General features: G+C 37.0%; 18 protein-coding genes. All 18 read left to right on the forward strand.

Annotated elements, in window-relative coordinates; translation table 11 throughout:
• Positions 1 to 33: 33 nt before the first annotated feature.
• The 18 genes from MHB55_RS07135 to MHB55_RS07220 all read left to right on the forward strand — a co-directional run bounded on the left by MHB55_RS07135 (position 34) and on the right by MHB55_RS07220 (position 15,183).
• Entirely contained in the window at positions 34 to 1,260 is a 1,227-nt protein-coding gene (locus tag MHB55_RS07135) for a flagellar hook-length control protein FliK (protein ID WP_340862890.1), read from the forward strand.
• 2 nt (positions 1,261 to 1,262) lie between these two features.
• Positions 1,263 to 1,901, forward strand: a complete 639-nt coding sequence (flgD, locus tag MHB55_RS07140; RefSeq protein WP_154311118.1) for a flagellar hook assembly protein FlgD — start codon at positions 1,263 to 1,265, stop codon at positions 1,899 to 1,901.
• 21 nt (positions 1,902 to 1,922) lie between these two features.
• On the forward strand, positions 1,923 to 2,303 hold the full coding sequence (locus tag MHB55_RS07145) for a TIGR02530 family flagellar biosynthesis protein (RefSeq protein ID WP_154311117.1): 381 nt from the start codon (positions 1,923 to 1,925) through the stop codon (positions 2,301 to 2,303).
• 74 nt (positions 2,304 to 2,377) lie between these two features.
• Positions 2,378 to 3,304, forward strand: coding sequence for a flagellar basal body rod protein FlgG (flgG, locus tag MHB55_RS07150; RefSeq protein ID WP_154311116.1), 927 nt, complete (start codon positions 2,378 to 2,380; stop codon positions 3,302 to 3,304).
• A gap of 61 nt (positions 3,305 to 3,365) precedes the next feature.
• The gene (locus MHB55_RS07155) at positions 3,366 to 3,587 is read left to right on the forward strand and encodes a flagellar FlbD family protein (RefSeq protein WP_154311115.1); all 222 of its coding nucleotides are present in this window, start codon (positions 3,366 to 3,368) and stop codon (positions 3,585 to 3,587) included.
• Complete coding sequence (gene fliL / locus MHB55_RS07160; RefSeq protein ID WP_154311114.1) at positions 3,577 to 4,008, forward strand: flagellar basal body-associated protein FliL; 432 nt, start codon at positions 3,577 to 3,579, stop codon at positions 4,006 to 4,008. The genes MHB55_RS07155 and fliL overlap by 11 nt, the downstream gene beginning before the upstream one ends.
• Positions 4,009 to 4,036: 28 nt before the next feature.
• Positions 4,037 to 5,035, forward strand: a complete 999-nt coding sequence (gene fliM, locus MHB55_RS07165) for a flagellar motor switch protein FliM (protein WP_151110537.1) — start codon at positions 4,037 to 4,039, stop codon at positions 5,033 to 5,035.
• Positions 5,028 to 6,194, forward strand: coding sequence for a flagellar motor switch phosphatase FliY (fliY, locus tag MHB55_RS07170; RefSeq protein WP_151113725.1), 1,167 nt, complete (start codon positions 5,028 to 5,030; stop codon positions 6,192 to 6,194). The genes fliM and fliY overlap by 8 nt, the downstream gene beginning before the upstream one ends.
• A gap of 19 nt (positions 6,195 to 6,213) precedes the next feature.
• Positions 6,214 to 6,576: a response regulator gene (locus MHB55_RS07175; protein ID WP_144538062.1), complete on the forward strand. Its 363-nt coding sequence runs from the start codon at positions 6,214 to 6,216 to the stop codon at positions 6,574 to 6,576.
• A 6-nt stretch (positions 6,577 to 6,582) separates the two neighbouring features.
• A complete protein-coding gene (locus MHB55_RS07180; protein ID WP_191963874.1) occupies positions 6,583 to 7,287 on the forward strand; it encodes a flagellar biosynthetic protein FliO in 705 nt (234 codons plus the stop codon).
• Positions 7,280 to 7,945: a flagellar type III secretion system pore protein FliP gene (gene fliP / locus MHB55_RS07185; protein WP_144538064.1), complete on the forward strand. Its 666-nt coding sequence runs from the start codon at positions 7,280 to 7,282 to the stop codon at positions 7,943 to 7,945. The genes MHB55_RS07180 and fliP overlap by 8 nt, the downstream gene beginning before the upstream one ends.
• Before the next feature lie 12 nt (positions 7,946 to 7,957).
• Complete coding sequence (gene fliQ / locus MHB55_RS07190) at positions 7,958 to 8,227, forward strand: flagellar biosynthesis protein FliQ (RefSeq protein ID WP_144538065.1); 270 nt, start codon at positions 7,958 to 7,960, stop codon at positions 8,225 to 8,227.
• Positions 8,228 to 8,231: 4 nt separating this feature from the next.
• Positions 8,232 to 9,008: a flagellar biosynthetic protein FliR gene (gene fliR / locus MHB55_RS07195; RefSeq protein WP_154312325.1), complete on the forward strand. Its 777-nt coding sequence runs from the start codon at positions 8,232 to 8,234 to the stop codon at positions 9,006 to 9,008.
• 1 nt (position 9,009) lies between these two features.
• Complete coding sequence (gene flhB, locus MHB55_RS07200; protein ID WP_340862891.1) at positions 9,010 to 10,095, forward strand: flagellar biosynthesis protein FlhB; 1,086 nt, start codon at positions 9,010 to 9,012, stop codon at positions 10,093 to 10,095.
• A gap of 18 nt (positions 10,096 to 10,113) precedes the next feature.
• Positions 10,114 to 12,147 (forward strand): flagellar biosynthesis protein FlhA, encoded by a 2,034-nt coding sequence (flhA, locus tag MHB55_RS07205; protein WP_144538068.1) that lies wholly within the window; start codon positions 10,114 to 10,116, stop codon positions 12,145 to 12,147.
• Complete coding sequence (gene flhF / locus MHB55_RS07210) at positions 12,144 to 13,256, forward strand: flagellar biosynthesis protein FlhF (protein ID WP_340862892.1); 1,113 nt, start codon at positions 12,144 to 12,146, stop codon at positions 13,254 to 13,256. Before flhA ends, flhF begins: the two co-directional genes overlap by 4 nt.
• A complete protein-coding gene (locus tag MHB55_RS07215; RefSeq protein WP_154311110.1) occupies positions 13,240 to 14,103 on the forward strand; it encodes a MinD/ParA family protein in 864 nt (287 codons plus the stop codon). Before flhF ends, MHB55_RS07215 begins: the two co-directional genes overlap by 17 nt.
• A 9-nt stretch (positions 14,104 to 14,112) precedes the next feature.
• Positions 14,113 to 15,183, forward strand: a complete 1,071-nt coding sequence (locus MHB55_RS07220) for a protein-glutamate methylesterase/protein-glutamine glutaminase (protein ID WP_151110523.1) — start codon at positions 14,113 to 14,115, stop codon at positions 15,181 to 15,183.
• The last annotated feature ends 11 nt before the right edge of the window (positions 15,184 to 15,194 follow it).

Genomic DNA, 15,194 nt, shown 5'->3' on the forward strand with positions numbered 1-15,194 from the left:
GCATGCTTCTTGTATTTGAAGGGAGGTGAAAAAATGAACATAGCGGCAATGATTAATATGGGAAATTCAGTAGCAGTACAATCCAAACCACAGTTACAAGCAGGTAACGGACAGGCTTTTGGTAATGTATTTGGACAAATTCTTTCTAGTCAATCTATGCAACCTTCAGATGTATCGAATGGGGCAGATAAAGAGCTAAATTTTATTCAGGATTTACTTTCCCTTTTAGATGTTCAATCTATTGAAGAAGCACAGGAGTTGCTACAAGCTAATGATTTAACGGTAGATTCTAGTTCACTAAAACAATTGTTAAATAAGCTTCTAGGCGAAACTGATGATTTGTCCGAGCTGGAAGATCAAAAACAGGACATATGGGATATTCTCGCTGTCGTTTCGGAACAACCTAATAAGCTTGTTGAATCTATCCTTTTATCCTTGAATGGACAAGCGATGGCAAACCCAGTTGAGTCGATGCAAATAGTAATAAGCCCTGTTGAAGCAAAACAAGCGGTGGAGCTTTTAAAAATTGCTCAACTTATCGGTAACAAAAGTGATTTAACTTTTAAACAAGAATCTACGCTGTTTGATTTAAAGCAAACGTTAGAAACATTAAAGGAAAACTTAATGAATGTCTCTCTTAATCAAGGAAAGAGTACAATTCCTATTCCTAAAGCCTTTTTACAGCAAATGATGATGAATCAAACTGTTGTAAAAGGAGCGAATACAGAAGTAGTGACGGAAAGTAAAGAGATAAGTTCTTTGGTTCAAGGTCAAACGGCCACTGTACAAACAAAGGTAGAAACAGTAACAATGACTCTTCCTACTGAAAAACCTGCTCAGTCAGAGGAGTTTTTGAAAGAGCTTCAAAAGGTCATGAGCCGAGTACAATTTGGACAAGCTGGTGGAGCTAATAGGTTAGTTATTAAACTATATCCAGAACAGCTTGGGACGATTCGTATCGAGTTGATACAAAAGGATGGAATCCTTACTGCAAAAATGTTAGCCTCAACTGCTTTAGGGAAAGAAATGTTAGATACACATTCTGGTCAATTAAGACAAGGATTGGCAAATCAGAACATACAGGTTGAAAAACTAGAGATTACTCAAGCATTGCAGGACACTGCTAAGCAGGAGAGAAATCAAGGCTTCCAAGATTCGTCCTTTAAGCAGCAACAAGAGCAGGAGCAACAAGATTCTAATACAGAAAATCAGGATACTCAAACTACTTTCCAAGAATTTTTAAATGAAATAGAGGTATAACTATGGCCGACTTATCACCAATTACGAGTAATATGTATTTATCGTCTAAGAAGACTACTAAAACTACGGGTAATAGTACCCTTGGTAAGGATGAATTCTTAAAGATATTAATGGCACAGCTTCAAAATCAAGATCCGACAAATCCGATGAAAGACAATGAATTCATTGCCCAAATGGCTCAATTTTCATCTTTAGAGCAAATGACAAACCTAACAGCTGCATTTGAGAAGTTTGCAGAGGCACAAGAGCAAACTCAAATGATTGAATATAGTAACTTTGTTGGAAAACAAGTGAAATGGCATGAACTGACAGACAAGCTAGATGAAGCAGGTAAGCCAATTACCAATGAAGGTATCGGTTCAATCTCGGGAGTTAAATTTGTCAATGGAAGTGTAGAGTTCACGCTTTCGGATGGAAAGAAAATTACACCGGGTAATATATCTGAAGTACTATCAAGCAATGCAAACTCTAATAGTTTAGTAGAGGCAAGTATGATGATAGGAAAAACTGTTGGCTACACTACTGAAGCTGAGGAAGCGACAGGTGTTGTTGAGTCAGTATCAAAAAAAGACGGAGTAATCGTGTTTAATCTTGTTGGAGGAACAACAATAACATCAGACAAAATTAATTCTATTCAATAATAAATAGAACGGAGACATGCAATGGACCAAGTTACTATTAACCGCGTCACGCTGCAGCCAAGTATCCGTCAACCAATCACTTCTAAACAAGTCACATCGTCAAAGCAAGCGTTTTTACAGCATTTACATGAAGCCACGGTTAAAACGGAACTAAAGGTAAGCAAACATGCTAATCAGCGATTAATAGAAAGAGATATTCATATATCAGATGCGCAGTGGCAGCTTGTAAGTGATAAAGTATCAGAAGCGCGCTCAAAAGGTGTCAATGACTCATTAGTATTGATGGATCAAGCAGCTCTAATCGTAAGTGCAAAAAATGCAACGGTTATTACTGCTATGGATCGCACGGAAGCGAAAAACCAATTGTTTACCAATATTGACGGCACAATCGTGCTAGGATAGCAGGACCTTTATAGGATGCTATGTGCAGTGGACTGATTGAAGCTAGCACACAAATCGAAGGGAGAAATTAATCAATGATTCGTTCAATGTACTCAGGTATCTCAGGACTAAAAAACTTTCAAACAAAATTAGACGTTATAGGTAACAATATCTCAAACGTAAATACTTACGGATTTAAAAAAGGTCGTACTGTTTTTAAAGATTTAATCTCTCAAACAACTTCCGGTGCCTCTGGTGCTTCAGAAAATAGAGGAGGAGTAAATCCAAAGCAAGTAGGTTTAGGATCTCAATTAGCATCAATTGATACTATTCATACTGGGGGATCCCTTCAATCAACAGGTAATACACTAGATCTTGGATTGTCTGGAGACGGGTTCTTTATTGTAGGAGAGACAAATGCCACGCCTGTTCCTGGAGGAGCTGCAGCAGGATTGCAGAATTTTCAGTACACTCGAGCTGGGAATTTTTACATGGATGCAAATGGTTACTTAGTAAATGGAGAAGGAAAGTATGTTTATGGTTTTAGTGAAAATATGGAGGATATTGATACAACTGGAACTCCAGCAGGTCCAGGGACAGACCCTAACTATTCCATCGACCCAGATGGAACACCTACAGGGACAGTAGGACCCATCCGAATTCCTACAAACGCTAAAAGTATGTCAATATCTCAAGATGGTACTGTAACTTTTGTTGATGCATTCAATGAACTTCAGTATGCAGGAAAACTTATTACTGCTAAATTTCCAAACGCGGGTGGTTTAGAGAAATCGGGCAGCAACTATTATACACCATCAAGTAACTCTGGGGATCCTTTGTTCAGCTTTGCCACAAAAAATGGTGTAGGCTCAATCCAATCAGGCTTCCTAGAAATGTCTAACGTTGACTTATCTGAAGAGTTCACAGATATGATTGTGGCACAACGCGGATTCCAAGCAAATACTCGTATTATAACAACTTCAGACCAAATTCTAGAAGAATTAGTTAACTTAAAACGATAATCTGATAGTTTCAATGTAAGGGAGGGTTGGGCCGTTCCTTGAACGGTCCGGCCCTTAATAAATGATTAGTTTGACTCGTTTAAACGGTAAAGAGTTTTCGTTAAATGCATTATACATAGAGACGGTTGAATCTTTTCCGGATACTACGATAACGCTAACGAATGGTCATAAATATGTGGCGTTAGAATCTCGAGAAGATGTGTATTATAAAATCGCTCAGTTTTACAAGGAAGTACATATTTTATCGAATCCTTATTTAAGAGGTGAACAGGATGAAGAGTAACAGCAAGGTATTGACTATTATGTTAATAATTTTAGTTTCACTTACTTTAGTAGGTGTAGTTGCACTTATTGTATTTTTACAATTGAATAACGGGGATGAAAGCAAAGAGCCTACAATAGATGAAATTGTCGAATCCTCTGTAGACATTCAGGAAATCACAACCAATTTAGCTGGCGACAAATTTATCCGAATTTCTATGAAGGTACAAACGGATAGTACTGAGGCAGCTGAGGAGCTTACAAAACGTGATTTTCAAGTGAAAAATATTCTAATCACTGAGCTTTCAGAAATGACGCCAGAGGATTTAGAAGGTAAGCAAGGAAAGATAATATTGGAATCTTCTTTAAAAACTAAAATAAATGAATTAATGGATGATGGGGAAGTACAGCAAGTATATATTACTTCTTATATTATTCAGTAAAGTACTTTTTTGAATGGAGGTGGGCAGATTGGCAGGAGATATATTATCTCAATCAGAAATAGATGCATTGTTAAGTGCCCTTTCAACCGGTGAAATGACAGCAGATGAAATGAAGAGCGAACAAGAATCAAAAAAAATTCGTTCCTACGATTTTAAAAGAGCTTTGCGTTTCTCGAAAGATCAAATACGCAGTCTTACTCGTATACATGAAAATTTTGCTCGTCTTTTAACCACATTTTTTTCTGCCCAGTTAAGAACATATGTCCAAATATCTGTAGTATCGGTTGACCAAATCCCTTTTGAAGAGTTTATACGTTCTGTACCACATATGACTCTTATAAATGTTTTTGAGGTACCACCATTAGAAGGAAATATACTAATGGAGATTAACCCAAACATCGCCTATTCTATGCTAGATTTGTTGATGGGTGGGAAAGGGCAGGCGCATACAAAGGTAGATAATTTAACAGAGATTGAAACGAAAATAATGACTAATTTATTCGAACGTTCCTTTGATAACCTGAGAGAAGCCTGGGTTAATATAGCAGATATCGATCCTATATTGACGGAGTTAGAGGTAAATCCTCAATTTCTTCAAATGATTTCGCCAAATGAAACAGTGGTTGTGATATCCTTTAATACTGTTATTGGTGAAACTAGCGGAATGATAAATATTTGTATCCCTCATGTAGTATTAGAGCCGATTGTGCCAAATCTTTCTGTTCGTTACTGGATGCAGACTAATAAGAAAGAGGTATCCCCAGAGCAATTGGCTGTACTGAAAAAACGAGTTAAATCTGCTGAAATACCAGTCGTAGCTGAGCTTGGTTCCACTGATATATCGATTGAAGATTTATTATATTTACAGCTTGGGGATGTTGTACAACTAAACGCTAAAATTGAGGATGCCCTTACAATAAAAGTAGGAGACATACCAAAATTTAAAGCACAACCAGGAAAACTAAAGAAACATATGGCAGTACAAATTATTGAAACTTTGAAAGGAGGAGAGGATGATGATGAGTGATGATATGCTCTCCCAAGAAGAAATTGAAGCCCTCCTACGAGGAACGGTTGACAATATAAGTGGAAATGAAACAGACACAAATACAACAAATGTAGAAGATTATTTAGACTCTTTTGCAATCGATACTTTAGGAGAAATTGGTAATATATCCTTTGGAAGCTCAGCGACTGCATTATCTTCGCTATTGGGTCAGAAAGTTGATATTACAACTCCAAATATAAGCATGATTAATAGAAGTAAATTAGTAGAGGAGTTTCCACATCCGTATGTTGCTGTACAAGTTCAATATACTGCTGGATTAATAGGTATGAACCTATTAGTCATTAAGCAATCAGATGCAGCAATAATTGCAGATTTAATGTTAGGCGGAGACGGAATAGATCCTAGTCCTCAACTAAGTGAAATTCAATTAAGTGCAGTTCAGGAAGCAATGAACCAAATGATGGGTTCGGCTGCTACTTCTATGTCAACTGTATTCAATAAAAAAGTGGACATCTCCCCACCATCCATAGACATTCTAAATTTATTAGAAGGTGAAGGCGAAGAAGCAATTCCTAATGATGACTTACTAATTAAAGTGTCATTTAGATTGCGTGTAGGAAGTTTAATAGACTCCAATATTATGCAGCTAATCCCTCTGGAATTCGGTCTGAATCTTGTTAAATCATTATTGGGAGAGGAAGAAGCAGAACCAGAAGCTGCTGCCACTGTATACGAAGAAAGAGTTAATAACAATCACGTATCTGCACCGGAACCAGATTATTATGAGGCACCACAGATTCAACAGCCCGTTGCTCCACAGCAACCTCAACAATCTAGACAAAGTAATACACGTCCGGTAGAAGTGCAACAAGCGCAATTTGCAAGCTTTGAAGCATCAAACCTTACTCCTAACGAGTCAAGAAATTTAAATTTACTTCTTGATATACCGCTTCAAGTAACAGTAGAATTAGGACGTACTAGAAGAACGGTAAAGGAAATTCTGGAACTTACTAGTGGTTCAATCATAGAACTGGACAAATTGGCAGGAGAGCCTGTAGATATTCTTGTCAATAATCGTCATATTGCAAAAGGCGAGGTAGTAGTAATTGATGAGAACTTTGGTGTTCGTATTACAGATATTCTAAGCCAAGCAGAACGAATTAATAATTTACGATAAGTACTGGAGGAGACATATTATGTCGAAAAGAATTTTAATAGTGGACGATGCTGCATTTATGCGCATGATGATTAAGGATATTTTATCTAAAAATGGTTTTGAAGTAGTAGGTGAGGCGGCTGACGGGGCACAAGCAGTTGAAAAATACGCTGAGCTTAAACCAGATTTAGTGACAATGGATATCACTATGCCTGAAATGGACGGTATTGCTGCATTGAAGAAGATTAAAGAAAAAGATCCTAGCGCAACTATTATTATGTGTTCAGCAATGGGGCAACAAGCAATGGTTATTGATGCCATTCAAGCAGGAGCAAAGGATTTTATCGTTAAACCATTCCAAGCAGATCGAGTAATTGAAGCAATCTCAAAAGCGATAGGGTAATTAATGATGTGGAAGCTTTACCTCAGTATTTGCATCGCATTATTTTTATTAGTTTTACCTTTTCCAATGGGAGCAGAAGCTTCTGTAGATTCAAATGAAAGCATCAAGGAACATCTGGAACGTGTAAATAACGAATCCGATGCAACTAAAAAGTCAGAACAAAATATTGAGGAAGATAATGCGGTAGTACCTGAAGAAAATACTTCGCAAGATTCGAAGTCAAGTGGAGTATCTATTACAGCTTGGGATTACATCAAAATGATATTCGCTTTGTTATTTGTGATTGCTTTACTTTATGGACTATTACGTTTCCTCAATAAAAGAAATAGAAGCTTCCAGCATAACCAACTCATCCATAATCTTGGAGGAGTTGGAATGGGGCAGGGAAAATCAATTCAATTATTGCAAGTGGGCAACTCACTCTATTTAGTTGGAATTGGAGAAAATATTAACTTATTAAAAGAAATCACTGATCCTCAAGAAATAGAAGAGTTAACTAAGATATATGAAGACAAGCTTGGTAGTGGGCCAACACTACCTCATGTAATGGAATTAATGAACAAAGTGATTAAAAACAAGACTAGTTCTACTAAAAATAATGAAAATCCTTCATTCAATGAAACGTTCCAAAAGAAATTAGAAGATATTAAAAGAGACCGTAGTGAAGTATTAAAGGATTGGAAGACAAAGGAGCGCAAAAACAATGAATGATTTCGTCCAATTTTTCTCGGACAGCGATCCGTCAAATGTCTCCACTTCTATCAAATTAATGCTATTACTTACGGTCTTGTCTTTGGCGCCGAGTATATTAATATTAATGACATCTTTTGCAAGAATCATTATAATTTTGTCTTTTGTTCGTACTGCTCTAGCAACACAGCAAATGCCACCAAACCAAGTATTAGTTGGATTGGCACTTTTCCTTACGTTTTTTATCATGGCGCCAACGCTCCAGGAAGTGAATGAAACAGCCTTAACTCCTCTATTTGACGAAGAGATAACTTTGGAAGAGGCATATGAGAATGCTAGTGGACCTTTTAAAGAGTTTATGAGTGAGCATACAAGGCAAAAGGATTTAGAGTTATTCTTACGATATACCGAGGCAGAACGACCAGAAACGATTGATGATATTCCATTAACGGTGATGGTTCCAGCTTTTGCTTTAAGTGAGATTAAGACAGCCTTTCAAATAGGCTTTATGATTTTTATCCCTTTCCTAGTGATTGACATGATCGTCGCTAGTGTATTGATGTCTATGGGGATGATGATGTTACCTCCGGTAATGATTTCATTACCATTTAAGATTTTACTATTTGTGTTAGTAGATGGATGGTATTTAGTCATGAAATCCATCTTACAAAGTTTTTAGGAGCTGATTGTATTGAGTAATGAAATGGTAATATCAATTGCAGAAAGAGCCATTTGGGTCATTCTTCTTGCATCAGGTCCTCTTTTGTTGGTTGCATTAATAACTGGTCTTGCGGTGTCTATCTTTCAGGCGACCACACAGATTCAGGAACAAACTCTTGCATTTGTTCCTAAAATTATTGCAGTATTAGTGGCTATTGTCTTTTTTGGGCCATGGATGCTGTCACAAGTAACCTCCTATGCAGCAGATATTTTTGAAAATTTAGTGAGATATATTGGTTAGTTCAATGGAAGAAATAATACCAAGCCTAACTATATTATTATTGATCATTGCAAGAGTTTCTGCGTTTTTTGTTACTTTACCTTTATTTTCACATCGTACTATTCCAGCCACGCATCGAATAGGCTTTGCAATTGTTCTTTCATGGATGATGTATTATACGTTGGATGTTACACCATTTGAAATAAATGGAGAGTACATATTACTAATTATAAAGGAAGTTATGGTTGGGTTATTTATAGGGTTACTTGCTTACATAATTCTTTCTGCCATACAAATTGCTGGTGGATTTATCGATTTCCAAATGGGATTTGCGATAGCGAATGTTATAGACCCCCAAACGGGAGCTCAAAGTCCTCTAATCGGTCAATTTCTAAACATTATTGCTCTTCTTCTATTACTAGCATTAAATGGGCATCATTTGCTATTGGATGGAATTTTTTATAGCTATCAATTTATTCCTATGGAAACTTCATCGCTAGCATTTGGGCAAGAAAACTATGTGGAGTTCATCATGAAGACATTTGCAGGAGTGTTTGCAGTTGCCTTTCAGATGTCTATTCCTATAGTAGCAACTTTGTTTTTAGTAGATATTGCATTAGGGATAACTGCTCGTACAGTTCCTCAACTGAATATATTTGTAGTGGGTTTCCCTATTAAAATAGGAGTTACATTTATTGTTTTGTTAGTCATGATGGGAGTTTTACTAGCAGTTATGCAGAAAATGTTTGAAATCATGATTATAAGTATGCGAGATTTAATGATTATTTTAGGTGGTGGCTAATATGTTGATGCTCCGATTGGATCTACAGTATTTCGCAGGAGAAAAAACAGAAAAAGCTACTCCTAAAAAACGGCAGGATTCTAGAAAAAAAGGACAAGTGTTAAAGAGCCAGGATGTTACAAGCGCCATTGTGTTGCTTGCAGTATTCCTCTTCATGTTTTTCTTTGCGGGGTTTTTACGCAATGAAATATTTACATTTTTTAATGTTACTTTTACTAAATATATGCTGATGAATACAGTAACTATAGAAATAGCCTTAGAAATTTATAAAGATATGCTGATGGAAATGGCTTTTATCTTGTTACCTATCATGCTGGTAGCTGTGGTTGCAGCTATTGCAGCTAATTTTTTTCAGTTTGGGTTGCTCTTTACGACTGAGCCCTTAAAGTTTGACTTAAAAAAAATAGACCCTATAAAAGGGTTAAAACGAATCTTCTCGATGAAGGCAATAATTGAACTATTAAAGTCCATTCTTAAAATTTCTTTTATTGGATCGGTTACGACTCTTATTATATGGATGAATCTGGAGCAAGTGCTTTCCCTTTCTTTTAAAACTGCTTGGGATACCTTATCTACCATCGGATGGCTTACAGGAATGATGGGAATAGCAGCTTCCTTTGTATTGTTGTTTATATCGATCTTAGATTTCTTCTATCAACGCTTTGATTATGAGAAAAATTTGAAGATGTCTAAGCAGGATATAAAAGACGAGCATAAGAACACAGAGGGAGATCCTATCATTAAATCCCGAATTCGTCAGCGTCAAAGAGAAATGGCCATGCGGAGAATGATGCAGGAAATTCCAACAGCAGATGTTGTTATTACGAACCCTACCCATTTTGCAATTGCTTTAAAGTATGATGATTCCTCTATGGATGCGCCAGTAGTAATAGCTAAGGGGGCAGACTTTGTTGCTCAGAAGATTAAATTGATTGCTAAAGAAAATAATGTAGTCATGGTTGAAAACCGGCCACTTGCTAGAGCAATGTACGATCAAGTTGAAATTGGTCAAAGAATTCCTGATGAATTTTTTAAGGCTGTTGCAGAGGTTCTAGCTTATGTATATCGCATTAAACAAAAAATTTAAAGATTGAGGTGGAAGTATATGCAAGTTCGCGATATATCCGTATTAGCAGCAGTAATTTCTATTGTGGCTATGCTCGTGATACCTCTTCCTCATTGGTTATTGAGTTTTTTAATAATCGTTAATATTACTATAGCTTTATTAATTTTAATGACCGCAATGAATATGCAGGAGGCGCTACAATTTTCCGTCTTTCCTACACTGTTATTACTAGTAACTTTGTTTAGGCTTGCACTTAATGTCTCAACGACACGTGCGATTTTGTCCGAGGGAGATGCAGGGAAGGTAGTTGAAACCTTTGGTACTTTTGTAACCGGGGGGAATATGTTAGTTGGTCTAGTCGTTTTTGCTATTTTAGTAATTATTCAATTCATTGTAATAACAAAAGGTGCTGAGCGTGTATCAGAGGTTGCAGCGCGCTTTACATTAGATGCTATGCCTGGTAAACAGATGAGTATTGATGCGGATCTTAATGCTGGGATGATTTCTGAAAAAGAAGCAAGAGAACGACGTGAAAAAGTCAGCGGAGAAGCAGATTTTTACGGGGCAATGGACGGTGCTACGAAATTCGTAAAAGGTGATGCTATTGCGGGTATTATTATCGTAATTATCAACCTTCTATTTGGTGTCATCATTGGAGTCGTTCAGTTTGGTTTGCCTTTTGGAGAAGCAGCGGTATTATTCTCTACATTGACTGTAGGGGACGGACTTGTGTCACAAATTCCGGCGCTTTTAATCTCTACCGCGACGGGTATAGTTGTTACAAGAGCTGCGTCAAAAGGAAATTTGGGCGGAGATATTACTGGACAGCTATTGAATCAGCCTAAGCTTCTTTATGTAGCTGCGGGGACAATTGCACTTCTAGGGATAGTAACCCCTATTGGACTTCTTTTAACTTTACCTATTTCTCTTATACTTGTCATTGGCGCTTATATGATGAGTAAGGCAGAAAAAGAAGACCCAGAAGAGCTAGAGGAATTTCAAGAGGAAGCAGCCACAGATAATATGAAAAGTCCAGAGAATGTTATTAATCTATTAAACGTAGATCCAATAGAATTTGAGTTCGGCTATGGATTGATACCACTTGTGGATACTGCACAGGGCGGAGATTTACTTGATCGAGTAGTTATGATAAGAAGACAGCTTGCATTAGAGCTTGGAATAGTTATACCGGTTGTACGGATTCGAGACAATATCCAGCTTCAGCCAAATGAGTACCGTATAAAGATTAAAGGGAACGAGATGGCTAGAGGAGAGCTATTGCTCGATCATTATTTGGCGATGAGCCCTGGTGATGACGATACAATCGATGGAATAGACACAGTAGAACCATCTTTCGGTCTTCCAGCTAAATGGATAACAGAGGCTGTAAAAGAGGAAGCAGAGATAATGGGCTATACAGTGGTTGACCCACCAAGCGTAGTCTCAACGCATATGACGGAAATTATTCGAAATCATGCACATGAATTATTAGGTAGACAGGAAACTAAGCAATTAATCGATCATATTCGCGAGACTTCACCTATATTAGTGGATGAATTAACTCCAACTCCGATGACTATAGGAGAGATTCAAAAGGTTTTAGGCAACCTGCTAAGAGAGCATGTATCGATAAGAAACTTACCTATTATTTTTGAAACACTAGCTGATTATTCAAAAATGACATCTGATGTCGATATATTAACTGAGTATACGAGACAAGCATTAGCGAAGCAAATAACTTCTCAATATGCTGGTAATAGTAATGTGCTAAAAGTTTTAACAGTATCTGGCAGAGTTGAAAAAATTGTCGCGGATAGTATTCAACAAACGGAGCATGGGAATTACCTTTCCATCGATCCGAATGACTCACAGGCTATTTTAGAATCTATGGCTAGAGAAATTGAACGTGCTTCACTGATGGAGCAGTCACCAATTATACTATGCTCTCCAGCAGTAAGAATGTATTTAAGACAAATGACAGAGAGATATTTCCCTCAAATACCGATTCTTTCCTATAACGAGTTAGAATCATCAATTGAGGTACAAAGCGTCGGGGTGGTGAATGTGGAGTGAAGATGAAAAAATATGTAGCAGCTACAATGCCAGAAGCGATGAAGGCTATTCGAAATGAATTGGGTGAGGAAGCGGTAATCTTAAGCTCTAAAGTAGTATATTCAAAGGGCTTCATTGGAATGTTCAAAAAGAAGTCTATTGAAGTATTAGCTGGCATAGACACAGTTGAACCTCCCGTTCATACACCTGATTATCCCGTCTTTAAGCAAGAGCCCGACGTTAACCATGCGTCAGAGATAAAAAAAGAACTAGAAGACTTAAAGAAAATGGTGAAATCTATCCAACGTCCGCAGCTAGAGCAGCAATACCCGGAAGAATTTCAAATACTTATAAATCATCTTAAGCAGCAGGAATTGGCAGAGGAGCTTATCACTAGCATGAGTGATGAGCTTTTTGTGCATGAAATAAATAGAGATTCTATAAATATAGAGGAACAGATTGAGCTTACAAAAGACTATATTTATAACTTGCTTAAGGATCTCCCTTTCGGAGGTATATCCTATGAAAGAAAATTCATCAATGTGTTAGGCCCAACTGGGGTTGGTAAAACAACGACTATAGCAAAAATGGCTGCTCGTGCTGTTTTAGAGAAAAAGAAAAAGGTTGGATTCATCACAACTGATACTTATCGGATTGCTGCTATTGAGCAGTTGAAGACTTACGCCGGTCTTCTTCAGGCACCCATTGAAATAGTTTACAGTCCTAAAGATTTTCAGCAAGCTGTTGAGAAGTTTGAATCATTGGATCTTGTATTTATAGACACCGCTGGTCGGAATTACAAGGAAAAGAAATTCGTTGAGGATTTACAAAAACTGATAGATTTTAAGAGTAATACAGAAACGTATCTTGTTCTCTCTTCAACCTCAAAAGAAACAGACATGAGTGTAATTATAGAACAATTTGTAGATTTTCCTATTGAAAAATTAATTTTTACTAAAATAGATGAAACAAATTCTATTGGCTCCATTATTAATTTAATGGTTAAATATAACAAGGGCCTTGCGTACTACACAGATGGTCAAGAAGTACCTGAAGATATCGTTGAAGCTAGTCTAGAAGAATTACTTGATTTATTATTAAAGGGGATTCACTATGAGAGATCAAGCTGAGGAATTAAGAATGAAGATGCTTCGAAGCCACAGTAAATTAGGTCGCTCTATAGCTGTTGTCAGCGGTAAAGGGGGAGTAGGTAAAAGTAATTTTTCAACCAACTTTACAACAATGCTTAGTGCTCAAGGAAAAAAAGTAGTATTAATAGATATGGATATCGGTATGGGTAACATCCATATTTTACTAGGTAAAACTGTTCCTACTAATTTAAAGGATTATTTACTTGGAGAAAAATTATTGGAGAGTGTCATGTATGAAGGGCCATACGGACTTCAATATATCTCAGGAGGATCTGGATTAAATGGTGTTATGGAATGGACCGATACTATGTTTCAACGACTGATTGAAGCCTTTGAATATCTTCAAAAATCCTTCGATTTTATCGTGTTTGATATGGGAGCCGGAGCAACTTCACAGGCATTAGATTTAATTGTTGCAGTGGATGATATTATCGTTATTTCAACTGCTGAGCCTACTTCGATTACAGATGCTTATTCTATGATGAAATATATACATTATAAGGATCCTGAAAAGAACTTTTTTCTTTTGTGTAATCGAGCGTTTTCAGAGGAGGAGGGAAAAGACACTACAGCTAGACTTAAATTGGCAATGTCTAAATTTCTCTCTAAGGAAGTATTAGTCCTTGGTTCCTTGCCAGAAGATCCATATGTTCGCAAAGCTGTCCAACAACAAGAACCATTTTCTGTGTTATATCCACAGGCAGAAATTAGTAAAAAGCTTTACAAGATAGTAAACAAATTTACAGAAGTACAAATAGAGGAGATACCCTCAAAACCTAGTAAATTTATCGATAGATTAAAGAGTATCTTTAAAGGGAGGCCTTAAAGATTTGGCATGATTTCTAAAAAAAAATTACTTATAGTAGATGATTCAGCCTTCATGCGCAAATTGATAGGAGATTTTTTTAAGGAAAGTACCCTAATCGAGGTAGTCGGTATCGCGCGCAATGGTGCCGATGCCATTCGAAAGATTAAATCACTTCGACCAGATGTAGTTACTATGGACGTTGAGATGCCAGAAATGAATGGACTAGAGGCTTTAAAGCAAATCATGTCTGAAAGTCCTGTTGCAGTTATCATGCTGTCTAGCAATACCCAACGGGGAACAGAAAGTACATTGCTTGCTATAGAATATGGAGCAGTAGATTTTGTAGCTAAACCAAGCGGTACCATTTCACTAGACTTACATAAGATTAAAGATGAATTGGTTGAAAAGGTAGAGCATGCAGCAACCATTCCTATTACGAAAATAAAAACACGTGCATTAATACCTTCAAACAAGCAAGAGGTAAGAGAAATACAACCAATTAAGCATTCATGGAACAAAAACAAAAAAAAGATGGTTTTGATTGGTACTTCCACGGGAGGTCCGAGAGCATTACAAGAAGTTCTACCTAACTTACCAAAAGATATGAAGGCACCTGTTCTCATCGTTCAACATATGCCTGCAGGATTTACTAAATCACTAGCGGATAGACTAAATCAACTATCCGAAATTGAGGTGAAAGAGGCCGAGCAAGGGGATATCATTCGAGATGGCCATGCTTATATTGCTCCAGGTGGCTTTCATATGAGAGTTCAAAAAACAGGAAGTGTTTATACGATTAAACTAGACGACATTGAACCACCTAGAGGAGGGCATAGACCATCTGTAGACGTACTCTTAGAAGATAATAGTATGTATAATGATTTTGATAAAATTACAGTCATTATGACAGGAATGGGGTCAGATGGCTCCAATGGCCTCAAGCAATTAAAGAAGATGGGAAATGTAGTTGCTATAGCTGAATCCGCAAGTACGTGCATTGTATATGGAATGCCTAAGGCAGCGGTGGAAACAAAATTAGTAAATGATGTAGTTGATTTAGATAAAATTGCAAACACAATAATACAATACTTGCCTTAAAGGGGTGTTAA

The organism is Psychrobacillus sp. FSL K6-1267 (assembly GCF_038003265.1).
GTDB lineage: Bacteria > Bacillota > Bacilli > Bacillales_A > Planococcaceae > Psychrobacillus > Psychrobacillus faecigallinarum.

What these genes read in the sequence shown, in the direction of transcription:
- MHB55_RS07215 (WP_154311110.1), top strand. Translation starts at nt 13,240, where the DNA reads ATGAGAGATCAAGCTGAGGAATTAAGAATGAAGATGCTTCGAAGCCAC.
- MHB55_RS07155 (WP_154311115.1), top strand. Translation starts at nt 3,366, where the DNA reads ATGATTAGTTTGACTCGTTTAAACGGTAAAGAGTTTTCGTTAAATGCA.
- flgD (WP_154311118.1), top strand. Translation starts at nt 1,263, where the DNA reads ATGGCCGACTTATCACCAATTACGAGTAATATGTATTTATCGTCTAAG.
- flgG (WP_154311116.1), top strand. Translation starts at nt 2,378, where the DNA reads ATGATTCGTTCAATGTACTCAGGTATCTCAGGACTAAAAAACTTTCAA.
- MHB55_RS07220 (WP_151110523.1), top strand. Translation starts at nt 14,113, where the DNA reads ATGATTTCTAAAAAAAAATTACTTATAGTAGATGATTCAGCCTTCATG.
- fliP (WP_144538064.1), top strand. Translation starts at nt 7,280, where the DNA reads ATGAATGATTTCGTCCAATTTTTCTCGGACAGCGATCCGTCAAATGTC.
- MHB55_RS07145 (WP_154311117.1), top strand. Translation starts at nt 1,923, where the DNA reads ATGGACCAAGTTACTATTAACCGCGTCACGCTGCAGCCAAGTATCCGT.
- fliY (WP_151113725.1), top strand. Translation starts at nt 5,028, where the DNA reads ATGAGTGATGATATGCTCTCCCAAGAAGAAATTGAAGCCCTCCTACGA.
- MHB55_RS07135 (WP_340862890.1), top strand. Translation starts at nt 34, where the DNA reads ATGAACATAGCGGCAATGATTAATATGGGAAATTCAGTAGCAGTACAA.
- flhB (WP_340862891.1), top strand. Translation starts at nt 9,010, where the DNA reads ATGTTGATGCTCCGATTGGATCTACAGTATTTCGCAGGAGAAAAAACA.
- MHB55_RS07175 (WP_144538062.1), top strand. Translation starts at nt 6,214, where the DNA reads ATGTCGAAAAGAATTTTAATAGTGGACGATGCTGCATTTATGCGCATG.
- fliR (WP_154312325.1), top strand. Translation starts at nt 8,232, where the DNA reads ATGGAAGAAATAATACCAAGCCTAACTATATTATTATTGATCATTGCA.
- MHB55_RS07180 (WP_191963874.1), top strand. Translation starts at nt 6,583, where the DNA reads ATGTGGAAGCTTTACCTCAGTATTTGCATCGCATTATTTTTATTAGTT.
- flhA (WP_144538068.1), top strand. Translation starts at nt 10,114, where the DNA reads ATGCAAGTTCGCGATATATCCGTATTAGCAGCAGTAATTTCTATTGTG.
- fliL (WP_154311114.1), top strand. Translation starts at nt 3,577, where the DNA reads ATGAAGAGTAACAGCAAGGTATTGACTATTATGTTAATAATTTTAGTT.